General features: G+C 55.4%; 8 protein-coding genes and 1 pseudogene. 5 read left to right on the forward strand and 4 right to left on the reverse strand.

Annotated features, from left to right (window positions below):
• Positions 1-79 precede the first annotated feature (79 nt).
• Entirely contained in the window at positions 80-397 is a 318-nt protein-coding gene (locus ACFQND_RS12605; protein ID WP_377413709.1) for a hypothetical protein, read from the reverse strand.
• 379 nt (positions 398-776) lie between these two features.
• Between ACFQND_RS12605 and ACFQND_RS12610 the strand changes: the two genes are divergently transcribed.
• Entirely contained in the window at positions 777-1,073 is a 297-nt protein-coding gene (locus tag ACFQND_RS12610) for a hypothetical protein (RefSeq protein WP_371435622.1), read from the forward strand.
• A gap of 668 nt (positions 1,074-1,741) precedes the next feature.
• Positions 1,742-2,071 (forward strand): hypothetical protein, encoded by a 330-nt coding sequence (locus ACFQND_RS12615; protein WP_371435623.1) that lies wholly within the window; start codon positions 1,742-1,744, stop codon positions 2,069-2,071.
• Positions 2,072-2,110: 39 nt separating this feature from the next.
• On the opposite strand, the gene ACFQND_RS12620 is transcribed toward ACFQND_RS12615, so the two are convergent.
• Positions 2,111-4,720: a heavy metal translocating P-type ATPase gene (locus tag ACFQND_RS12620; protein WP_371435629.1), complete on the reverse strand. Its 2,610-nt coding sequence runs from the start codon at positions 4,718-4,720 to the stop codon at positions 2,111-2,113.
• A 199-nt stretch (positions 4,721-4,919) separates the two neighbouring features.
• On the opposite strand from ACFQND_RS12620, the gene ACFQND_RS12625 reads away from it, so the two are divergent.
• Positions 4,920-6,194: a sodium:proton exchanger gene (locus ACFQND_RS12625; protein WP_371435624.1), complete on the forward strand. Its 1,275-nt coding sequence runs from the start codon at positions 4,920-4,922 to the stop codon at positions 6,192-6,194.
• A gap of 825 nt (positions 6,195-7,019) precedes the next feature.
• Here the strand turns inward: ACFQND_RS12625 and ACFQND_RS12630 are convergent.
• Entirely contained in the window at positions 7,020-7,628 is a 609-nt protein-coding gene (locus tag ACFQND_RS12630; RefSeq protein WP_371435625.1) for a DUF4337 domain-containing protein, read from the reverse strand.
• 452 nt (positions 7,629-8,080) lie between these two features.
• Between ACFQND_RS12630 and ACFQND_RS12635 the strand changes: the two are divergent.
• Positions 8,081-8,297, forward strand: a pseudogene (locus ACFQND_RS12635) (IS3 family transposase); the annotation flags it as partial.
• A 115-nt stretch (positions 8,298-8,412) separates the two neighbouring features.
• On the opposite strand, the gene ACFQND_RS12640 reads toward ACFQND_RS12635, so the two are convergent.
• Positions 8,413-8,673 (reverse strand): hypothetical protein, encoded by a 261-nt coding sequence (locus tag ACFQND_RS12640; protein ID WP_371435626.1) that lies wholly within the window; start codon positions 8,671-8,673, stop codon positions 8,413-8,415.
• Between the two features lie 177 nt (positions 8,674-8,850).
• Here ACFQND_RS12640 and ACFQND_RS12645 point away from each other — a divergent pair, with 177 nt between their 5' ends.
• Positions 8,851-11,010 carry a hypothetical protein gene (locus tag ACFQND_RS12645; protein ID WP_371435627.1) on the forward strand — a complete coding sequence of 720 codons (2,160 nt, stop codon included), beginning with the start codon at positions 8,851-8,853 and terminating at the stop codon, positions 11,008-11,010.
• Positions 11,011-11,089: the final 79 nt, after the last annotated feature.

Here is an 11,089-nt window from a genome sequence, read left to right on the forward strand (position 1 = left end):
TCTTTTCGATTCGCTCATCTCAATCTCCTAAAACTGATTTTTACCCATCAGCTAAGGAGTACGTTTTTCGGGGGCAAGGTCAGATTGCGCGCACTTTCACGTTCCGCGAAGTAGCACGATTCAACAACGAACTCATCACAACGAGAATGGCGGCCCCAGCAGCTGCACCCAGCACCGAGTTGTCGTTGCCAATCATTGCATTCTGCACAACATTGGAAATCATGAGAATAATCAGAAAATCAAAAACGGTTGCGCTGGCCATCTCGCGCTTGTTGGCGAGCCGAAATATCAGCAACAACACAAGGTAAACCAACAGCGGGCGCAAGAGCTTTTCACCCCATGACAACTCGGGCAGCAACATCTGGCGCCATGGAATCGTGAACAACGCGTCTGTCATTTCATTTCCTTGCCGCTTTGCGCGGGTGTTTGGAGCATATCAGCTTGGTAGAGCCTTGACGTTAATAAAAGGGCCTCCAGGCAGTGCTCATAGCGTCGCGTTTTGAGGCGAAGCTGCGATGTTGTATCACGCCGAAAACAAGCCTATCCAGATCGAGTCTCTTAAAAATATTTAGCCAAGCTTTTAATTTTTTGAATGTTGGTCGCCCCAAAATGAGGGGTTGTCATCCTACAAATGCCCACTTCGAGCGAGGGTAAGCTGAATCAGTCGAGTCGGCATGATTTACGACATAGACCGTAGTACCGCACCCCCTGTTGCTCTCTGAGGAATGCGGATGCCGATTGGTCACTTACTATGGCATTTTTTTTAAAGGACATTTATGGCTAACAAATTAAACCATCCCGCTGGTGAACACCATCATCAGGCCGCCGCGCGTCACTCCGCTGCTGCTCACCACCATCTACAGGCGGCCCACCATCACGAGCATGGTGATGACGACCAAGCTAAGCTTTACTCTAGTTCGGCTCACGAACACAGCGGTACAGCTCATCGGCACTCGGCAACCGCACACGAGCAAACTGAAAAACCCGGCCCGCATCACGCTCACCCTGGGCACAAGGCCGGCGATCTTGATGAGCATGGCCACCGCGATAAGAGCGAAGCCAACAAAAAGTAAGCAGCACAAGCAAGGGCGGTGGTGGCTCTTGTGCGCTACATTGATTCAGGTTCGGCTATGTGCTCTTGCGATTCAGGTCAGGGCTGGGCTAATTTGATATTTTCCAGCGATTAATCGCAAGCTCAGGTTTTTGCCAGCCTTTTAGAGCTAAAGACTATCAACTGGGGATTTGCCCTAGGCCCGCAACTTTACTTGCGATCAGCGCTATGAAAGCTGTGCTTGCCTGCTTTCTGTCGAAGATTTGGTATCTCGGAAAAGCTTGTTTAGGAATCATATATTGCGGAGCTGTACTATCTCTGTTGGTGCCCGTCATCACTAATGCGGGTAAAGCGTTACTCATCTACGTCTCTGGTAATGGCTCAATTATTTGAAGGTTTGGCCATATCCACTTCTTATTTCAGGCGGATGAAAATCGGCCGGTTCACATGCATTGCTAAACGGTATTACATCCATTGAATGTAAAGCTTGCGGCTATTTTGAAAACGCAGGCTGATCATGGGAAATGAACAGTGAGAAGAACGTGCATCGCTTTTACCGTCCTTTTAGGATACTTTAGTTCCGGCGGAAGCGTGGCGCAGGCGACAGAACGAATCTTATACAAAACTGCTTTGCCAGATGGCTCAATCTCGTACACAGATAAGCCGCCCCCTGGCGTGGCATCACAGCCTTTGACCGTCGAACCGCACCCTGCTGATCCGAAAGCAGCGCAGGCCGCTGAAATCGAGGCTACCAAGCGCCGAGAACGTATCCTGCGAGAAATGGATGCGCGCGCTGCGCGCTTGGTTATGTTGGACAAGGAAATTTCCATCTCCGCTGACGCCATTGAACAGGCACGGAAACAAGCTCAGCAAGCGGCAGTTGTAAAGGAGGGAGATCGCAGTGGACGCAGGCTGACGGCCGAGTATTTCAGCCGCCAGCAGGTATTTCGGGGCGCACAGGCTCAGGCGGAACGGCGGCTGACCAATTTGTTGCAGCAGCGCACCGCTCTTCAGCCCTAACTACCACTGGTCCAGCATGGCAACCAATCCAACAATCTCTCAGGACGTAACTGCTTCTTGACTAGATCCGTTACTGGCATCAGGCATATCGGCGAATGCAAGCAGCCGAAGCGCATTGACCACCACGAGCAGCGTTGATCCTTCATGGAACAAAACAGCTGTGCCGATGTTGAGGCCGAATATGGTAGCTGGGATTAGTACGGCTACCACGCCAAGGCTCACCCACAGGTTCTGGCGGATGACGTGTGTGGTCCGACGCGACAAGGCAACCGCGAATGGCAACTGGCTCAGGTCGTCTGCCATCAGTGCCACATCCGCGGTCTCTAGCGCTACATCGGAGCCCGCCGCGCCCATCGCGATACCCACGGTGGCATTTGCCATCGCTGGTGCGTCATTGACACCGTCACCGACCATTGCGACCCTTCCTTCCTTTTCACGCAGGGCCTTGATGGCGTCCACCTTCTGCTCCGGCATCAGGTCTCCTTGCGCTTCTGTTAGGCCAACACTCTTAGCCACCGCCTCTGCGACGCGTTGGTTATCGCCAGAAATCATGATCAGGCGCTGGATACCGAGCTCCTTGAGTGAACGCATTACGCCGGCTGCCGCTGCCCGGGGCGTGTCCATTACGCCGAGCACGCCTAAGTAGCGGGCCCCAAGGCGCACGACCATGGTAGTGCGCCCCTGCGCAATCAGCTCCTCGTTTGACCGGGCAATCTCGGGCGGTAGCGGCGCTCCCTCGATCTCGGTGAACAGGGCGGCCTTGCCAACGTGAACCGTTTCCCCGGCAATGCGTGCCGCCACGCCGCGGCCTATGATGCTCTGGAGTGATTCGACGGCGGGTTCCGCACTGCCAGCAGGAAGCCGCTGCTGCGCTCCTTCGACGATGGCCGATGCCAGCGGATGGTCGCTCTGCCGCTCCACCGCCAACGCGACCGTCAGCAGCTCCTGTTCGCTCGAACCGGCGGCGGCGACCACGTCCGTCAGCCGGGGCTTGCCTTCGGTAAGGGTTCCCGTCTTGTCGAAGGCGATGGCAGTCAGGATCCCGAGGTTCTCCAAAGGGCCACCGCCTTTGACCAGGACGCCGCTGCGCCCAGCGCGTGCCACGCCGCTCAGGACGGCACTTGGCACCGAGATTGCCAACGCGCAAGGGCTGGCCGCCACCAGGACGGCCATGGCGCGGTAGAAAGTGGCGCTGAACGGCTCGTCGATGACGAAGCCGGCAAACATCAGGGCGACTACGCCCAGCAGGATGACCGGTACGAAAATGCGCTCGAATTTGTCGGTGAAATTCTGCGTCGGCGAGCGCTGCGTCTGCGCTTCGGTGACCAGCTTGACGACACGCGCCATCGTAGATTCGCTAGAGGCGCGCGCCACCATGACTTCAATGGCGCCCGGTCCATTGATCGTGCCGGCAAACACCTTGTGGACGGCGGAAACCTTCTCGAACGACCGCAAGGCCACCTGGGTGTCGTCGACCGGCCGCTTATCCACGGGCACGCTTTCACCGGTTACCGGTGCCTGATTCACGCTGGTTTGGCCACGCACTACAAAGCCGTCGGCGGGCAGCCGCTCGTTGGGCTTGACCAGCACCACATCCCCCACGGCGAGCTTAGCCACCGCCACCTGCTCCGTCCGCCCGTCAGGTCTTCGCACCATCGCTGTTTCCGGGGCAAGTTTGGCGAGTGCTTCGATGGCTTTGCGCGCCCGGCCCATCGCGTAATGTTCCAGCGAGTGCCCAAGGCTGAACAAGAACAGGAGCAGGCCACCCTCGGCCAGCTGTCCGAGTGCGGCAGCGCCGGCAGCGGCCACCAGCATCAGTGTGTCGATCTCGAACCGCCGCGCGCGGATGTTCTCGATCGCCTCTTTAAGCGTGTAGTAGCCGCCAAAGACATACGCGGCTATGTAAAAGCCGTTGCTGACGATTTCTGGAGCCAGGTTGCGCCACTGCAGCACCCAACCGATGAGCACCAGGAGGCCCGCCAGCAGGGCGAAGATCAGTTCGGAGTTTTCTCCGAACGGCCCGCCGTGGTCGTGAGCATGCTCTTTATCGTCGTGGCCTGCTTGAGCGGGTCCCTCGCCGCCATGATCGTGCTCCGCCGCACCGCTTTCGCGCGCGGAACCATGCGCGTGGCTTTCCTTGTGCGCATGACCCTCATGCGAATCCTCGCCTTTACCGTGCGGTGCCAAGGCCGGGCTGGCTGCTTCCACGCGCAGACCAAGTGCTTCCAGGGATGACCTCATCTTTGCGTCGTCAACGATCGACCGGTCGAACTCGATGCGGACGGATCCGGTGGTCGCCACTTCAGCCTCAACCACGCCCTTAAGCGCGGCAATCTGGTCGCTAAGGCGCCTGGCGGCGCGTGCATGCTGCGTTGACGTACGGAAAGTCAAGTGGGCGAAGCGTTCGCTGAGCGCCGCACCCGAGGAGGCCGCGAGTTCGCGGACGCGCTGCAGCGAGATGGTGGCTGGCTCGTAGTGGATGCATAGCTGCGGAGGCTGCGAATCCCCAGGCTCCTTGACGTGCACATCATTGATTCCAGTGCGACCTTTCAACTGGGAGATCAGGCGCGCGACACACTTGTCCTTGGCATCTTCGACGCCGTTGAGGAGAACGGGGATATCTAAACGGATATTTTCGGCTTTTGCCATGAGTACACTCCGGATTTCTCTGACGAAAAACATGGGGCCAGAAAGCTACGCACGGGCCATAGCGGTCAGTAGTGGCTTATTATGCGGGCGCACAGAGGCTGTGACGTGCTGTAACTGAATCGTTACCAATATACCCATGCCACGGGTAAGATAATAGCTTGGCTGAGGCCTCACGAAAGAATGCAAAGAAGGCATAAAAATGAGAAAGTTTCTTGTCCTGCTTGTCATCGCAATTGCGGCGATTGTCCCAGCCGCATTTTTTCGCATCAGCGGTTGGCGTCCCAATGCCGTCGTTGATACGGCCGTGTTCGGATTGGCGGTACTGGCCGCCGGCTTTATGCTGTCTTGGGGGGCTGAAGCCGCGGAGAAACGCATTGCTCAAGGTCTGATACTTGCCTTGGTCGCATTGATTACCGTTCTTCCTGAATACGCTGTGGATATGTACTACGCGTACCAAGCCGGCAAGGCACCTGAGTCCAACTATGTGCACTATGCGGCAGCCAACATGACAGGTGCCAATCGGCTGCTGGTCGGGGTGGCTTGGCCTTTAATGGCTTTCCTTCACTGGTGGCGCACCCGCAAGCGCACCATCGAACTGGCCAGCGTCAACGTGCTGGAGGTGGGCTTCCTGCTTTTGGCCAGCGTTTACTCATTCGTGATCATCGTCAAAAACCGGATTGATCTGTTCGACACGATTATTCTGGTTCTTGTGTTTGGCGCATATCTTGGGCTCACGAGCCGACTTCCGAAAGTGGAAACAGGCCTTGAAGCTGACGATGAACCCGGCCCAGCGGCAGCAATCTCCAAGCTCTCACCAGGTAAGCAATGGGCATGGATGGCTGGACTCGCTATAGTCGCCGCAGGTGTGATCCTCGCCGCGGCGGAACCATTCGCGGAATCTATTGTCGCATCAGGGCGCATTCTCGGCATCGACGAGTTCCTGCTGATCCAGTGGCTTGCACCGTTGGCGAGCGAGGCGCCTGCGGTTGTAATGGCCGTCCTGTTCGTTCTGTCCGGGCGTGCCGAGGGCGGCCTCACGACCATGATCAGCGACAAGATCAACCAGTGGACGCTGCTCGTGGGAATGCTGCCGCTGGCAATGTCTGTCGGTGCCGGTGCGTTCACATCGCTGCCGCTGGACGCGCGGCAGCATGAGGAGTTTTTTTTGACGGCAGCTCAGTCGCTGTTTGGGGTGGCATTGTTGCTGCGCCTACGTTTCAGTTTGCTGTCTGCGGTCATCCTTGCAGCACTTTTCTCGGTGCAAGTCGTCCTGGCCTTCGTCTTTCGAGAAGACGCGGCCCAGGCGATTGCTTCCCTGACGATGCTTGGATGGTTGTATCTCGCGCTTGCAACCATTTTATTCATCCTCTCCGGCCCAGCCGCGTGGCAAGCCGTGAAAAAACTCGAGGCCACCATTCACGGGCACGATCCCGCCTCAGCAGCGCGTCGAGGGTCAGGCCCAGCCGATGCGTAGAGAAACGTCTGTAGCTGGTATGTTGAGCGCTTCATCACGGCGCCTTTCATTTACTTCATAGAGATTTGGCTTACGCGTTGGACGGGCGAATCTAGATTGTCGGGGGCGTATTGTTGGGCAGATCGCGTTTGATGCGCCGAGCGATGGCCGACGACGTTTGTGGACTAGGTATGCAATGCAGCAACTGACAACGACTGGCCAGTTGTTTGCTTCGCAACAAGGTGGGCCAAAAAGAATTGCTAATTGTGCCTTATGTTGGTCACCGTCATTAAAGCAGTTGGAAATAGCGTGTCTCGTCTAACAACTCGACGCGAACGGTGAATATTTACCCACGATTTTATCTTTGGCCCTACCCAAGCGTTCAGGGCCCTCGCTAGCGCGACGAAATGAGGGATAAGCAGCCAAGCTCTAGCAGCAATCCAGCCAAAAATTAAGGGAATAGGTTTGAAGTGGCTGTTCGATGAGTTGGACTGCGATCAATTGTCAAAGACGGAACCTCAATCTTGCCTTTTCCTCCGTAGGTGGCGTTTTAACGCTCTGCCGAGGACGAAAAGTAGAAACACGACTAGCAGCACAAGCAACGTTCCCAACACAGCCAGTTGCAAAGGATGACGAACGTCACGAGCGCTGAAAACGCTAACCCAAACGACTACTATCAGTACTACAGTTCGAATTGCAACTCTTTTCAATTTACGAGCCCTAAATAAGTCCCATTCTTGTCGCAAACCAAGTGTCGCTCAAAGCATTGGACCTTTGCCGACACAGATTAATGCCAGGCACTTTTTATGCCTTCTTGGCGCATAGCCCGAATTGCTTTTAGGGTCATCAGATATGGAGCATGGCCGCGATGCCGATGCCCACGCCCGCTACCGCGACGCCGAACATTCCATATTGCAGCCACTTCTTGCGCGTAAGCAACGCGATGGCGGCCAAGGCAATAGAAACCTGAAGACACGTGGTAGCCTGTGCCCAGCGGTGATGCTGGTGCATCTGATCTTCACTCTGCTTATCCCAATTGGTAGCGTTCTTCTCCAAGCCCTCTGCTACTGCCTTGATTTCGTTCTTTTCTTTTTCGTAGCGCTCGATCTTGGCCTGGTATTTGGCCTTCTCCGTCTCGCTCAGCGTCAAGTCACGTGACACTTCCGCTAATGACTGCTTGGTGCTCTTAGCCTGGAAGTAATTCCACTGATTAGACGCTTCAGTCTTCTTGATGGCAGCGTTATTCTTAAACAGGCCAGCGTTTGCTTGGGTAAACCCGGCCATGTATGAAAAGATCGCGCCTACAGTAGCAATTATCGCCGTGAACATAGCGATTTGATTGATCATACGGCTGCCTGCCACACCGGCGTGTGCGCCTGCCTTCGTGCCTTGCAGCGAAGCGTTCTCCACTTCGTGATCGTGCGGACCGTGAACCTGAAAACCTGCACCGGACATCTGAAACTCCCTTACTTTTTAGTCAAAAATATTTTGCACGAATAGGTGAGCCTTTGCCAGCGCAGTCGGCCCCTTGCATGTGACAGGCCTTGGCCATGATCGATGTTGATTTTGAAGATCACCTCACGAGTATGGTATCCGTCTTCGCCGCAACGATGTTACGTTGTACTGCAGTAATGAGTTGCAGGGCACGCCGCCCAAGAGATCAGGGCAATAACATCACGACACGGAGACTGGAGGCAACGGCGAACATCAACAAGTTTGAACTACAGTTAAGACATCCGGCGCACAAGTGAATCGCCCTGTATTTTTAGGGGGCTCAAATCTCTGGGAGGATTGAGCCATTAAGAAGTCAAGTCATTTTTCACCCGATGCTGCGAACGCGCTGTTCGCGTGGCGTAGGAGCATCATGGCAGTTATCCATCGCTATGGGCTGCTACTTAGCCTTCAGTGGTATCAGGGGTGACAGCTTAGACAACGCTTTTGGCCAAGACAAATAACGGTTTGTACAAAACTAAAATGATTCATCGGCGGGCGCCCTGGAAGACCACGGAATCATTGAAGCTTGTAACGCTCGAATGAATATCCTGGTTCAACCACCACAGATTGCTGGAGCCTATGGGATGCATTCCCCCGGCCGAAGATGAGGAAAATGACTATCGGCATTAGCCGGTCAAGCCGTTGCATCGGTCTGACTTAACCCACTGATTTCCAGGAAACCCGGGGCGATTCAGTTGGTCTACAGCCCTGTGAAGCGTGCACACCTTTGCTTGGTCTTAAGCTATTATTTAAAATCGTCATCAGAATTGGGAAGGCTCGCCTCAAGGAAATTCATCTCCTGCAGCCACTCCACTAAAGCCGTCACATATTTGGGCTTCGGAGAGCCCGGCTTAATGCCCTTGCCATTCCAGCCCTCCCTACCAGCGATATAGCCAAACCATTCATCGTCGCTGTCACCCTCATAGATGCATAAGCCAAATTCCTTGGCTGAAAAATCTCCGCCAAGGAGTTCAATTTCGCTTTCTCTGACGCGATACACGATCATGGATGCACCTTAGATGGTTCTCATCAAAATAACGCCGTAACTCTTCAAATCGCTGACAAGTGGGTGCAAATCGACTTAACTGTTGCATCAGCACAAAAATTCAAAATTGAAGTATTTATCACGCAGTGAATGCTTCAAAGCTTGGGACAATAAAGCTTTTGTGTAACTACTGTCAGCATGCGGGCTCGGGAATATTTAGGTCGTCTTTCTAAGGCAGTATTAGCGTTAACCGTTTGCCTCACCAGTACCTGGATTGCAGCTCAGGTCTGTTCGACACCGCAGAAGGATGGCGCCAAGACATCATCAGCGGGTGAAGTTGTCAATGGTTACTACACGCCCGCCAACGGAAATTTTTCTTCCGGTTCACTCCCCACTATTGCCTTGAGCAATCCCAGGGGAACAGTCACCAGCTTCGCTCCCGGTGACATGGCACTGCTAATCCAGATGCAATGCGTTGACTTGAACATGACTGATACAGACAGTTATGGCGATGGTGTCGCGGGCTTTCCTGCCAGTGGCTATATTGCGACGAGCGGCACCTGCCGCGCCGGTCAGTATGAGTATGTCCCGGCTGGGGCCGGCACCACGCCGTCCAGCTTCGTTGCAGGCGCTCCGCTTCAAAACACCTATGTTCAAAGCGATCCAACTGCCAGTAGCACCCGCCGCAGTTTTCAGATTATTCGAGTTCCGCAATACTCGACCCTGACGTTGGGAGGGCAACTGAACGCCCTGCCCTGGGATGGAAGGAACGGCGGTGTCCTGGCTGTTGACACTGCCAAAAACACGAATTTCGCCGGTCAGACCTTATTTGCCGGCGCTCAGGGATTTAGAGGCGGCGGCGGCCGGCCGAGTACTGTCAACGGAAACAATCCGTTTCGCTATAACGATGGGCCAGGCGTGGCACATGCAACGAAGGCTGAAGGTTTGGCCGGCACACCGCCACTTCTCTTTACTGACGGCTCACCATTTGACAGAAATGACTCCGCAGGCACAGTGACATTGAATGTCGGCGCGTTTTATGGATACCCGGGTAACACAGGGACAGTGGCGGACTACAACTACGCGAAAGGCGCTCCAGCCAACGCCGGAGGCGGTGGCACTTATAGGGATGGCGCTTATCACAACGGCGGCGGCGGCGGCGGCGGTAATGGCGGCGCGGGCGGGCGAGGAGGATTTGGTTGGCGCAGCGCTGGTTGGGCTGGTGTGGCGAGTGACTATTCAAACATCGTGGCGGTCACCGGAGACAACCTGGCGGCATTTGGTGGCAGCAGCTTTGGCGGTGCAGGAATATCTCGCGTCAGCATGGGCGGCGGAGGTGGCGCTGGCGACCAAAACGGAAATTCGAACAACACAAGAGAAATGGCCGGTGGCACTGGCGGAGGAATTGTCATTATTCGTTCAGGGAGCCTTAGCGGCGCGGCCACGATTGACGTCAGGGGCGGTGTCGCCAACTCCAACCCTTTAAACGATGCGGCTGGCGCTGGCGCTGGCGGAGGCAGTGTCATTCTGGTGTCACCGAACTGGACTACAGGGGTAATCACAATTAACGCAGGTGGTGGGCAAGGTGGCGATGCATGGCTTAGCGGCAATGGCGGTGCGCATAGTGGAGGTGGTGGCGGCGGTGGCGGCGTAGTGGTCAGGACTGGACCCGCCACGATTGACGTTAGTGGCGGCACCAACGGTATTACAAACACGAGTGATAACCCGCCAGGCGGCTCCTCCCACGGGGCGCTTCCAGGCAACACAGGCGTTGATGTATTACTCGCTGAATCGTCCGACCCAATGAGCAATTCTGGTTATCGGTGCCTGCCCCAGACCGATCTCTCCATATCCAAAACTGCCAACCCTGTCTCTCTCTCCATCGGGCAGACCACTACTTTCACTCTTGTAGTTGGCAATACCGGGCTTGCGCAAGCCACTAGCGCCAGCGTGATTGACGCCTTGCCTACAGGTTTGGGCACTTTGACTTTTGTGAGCGCCAGCGGCTCAAATGCGGCGACAACACTCACGTCTAGCTCTATCACAGGACAGAGCACCTTCACCGGCACCGTCACTATTCCAGCCAATCAAACGCTGACAATCTTGCTGAAGGCCACCGCTGGTGCTAACGGTGCCCTCATCAACAGCTCAACAGTGTCCCCTCCAGCTGCATCGAACGATGCAAACTTATCAAACAACGCTTCTACAGCCACTGTTGTCGTCGGACCTAGTGCAGACTTGGCGGCGACAAAAAGCGCCAGCACTCCTTCTCTGGCCTTAAACCAAACGACGACCTTCACACTGGTCTACACCAATAGCGGGCCGAGTGCAGTCACCGGGGCCACACTCATTGACTGACCTTGCCCCCGAAAAACGTACTCCTTAGCTGATGGGTAAAAATCAGTTTTAGGAGATTGAGATGAGCGAATCGAAAAGA

Origin of the sequence: Polaromonas aquatica, assembly GCF_042659145.1 — a bacterium.
GTDB classification, from domain to species: domain Bacteria; phylum Pseudomonadota; class Gammaproteobacteria; order Burkholderiales; family Burkholderiaceae_C; genus Polaromonas; species Polaromonas aquatica.

Bases quoted from the DNA above. Each gene is read 5' to 3' on its own strand.
- ACFQND_RS12605 (WP_377413709.1), bottom strand. From the start codon at position 397: ATGACAGACGCGTTGTTCACGATTCCATGGCGCCAGATGTTGCTGCCC.
- ACFQND_RS12610 (WP_371435622.1), top strand. From the start codon at position 777: ATGGCTAACAAATTAAACCATCCCGCTGGTGAACACCATCATCAGGCC.
- ACFQND_RS12620 (WP_371435629.1), bottom strand. From the start codon at position 4,720: ATGGCAAAAGCCGAAAATATCCGTTTAGATATCCCCGTTCTCCTCAAC.
- ACFQND_RS12625 (WP_371435624.1), top strand. From the start codon at position 4,920: ATGAGAAAGTTTCTTGTCCTGCTTGTCATCGCAATTGCGGCGATTGTC.
- ACFQND_RS12630 (WP_371435625.1), bottom strand. From the start codon at position 7,628: ATGTCCGGTGCAGGTTTTCAGGTTCACGGTCCGCACGATCACGAAGTG.
- ACFQND_RS12640 (WP_371435626.1), bottom strand. From the start codon at position 8,673: ATGATCGTGTATCGCGTCAGAGAAAGCGAAATTGAACTCCTTGGCGGA.
- ACFQND_RS12645 (WP_371435627.1), top strand. From the start codon at position 8,851: ATGCGGGCTCGGGAATATTTAGGTCGTCTTTCTAAGGCAGTATTAGCG.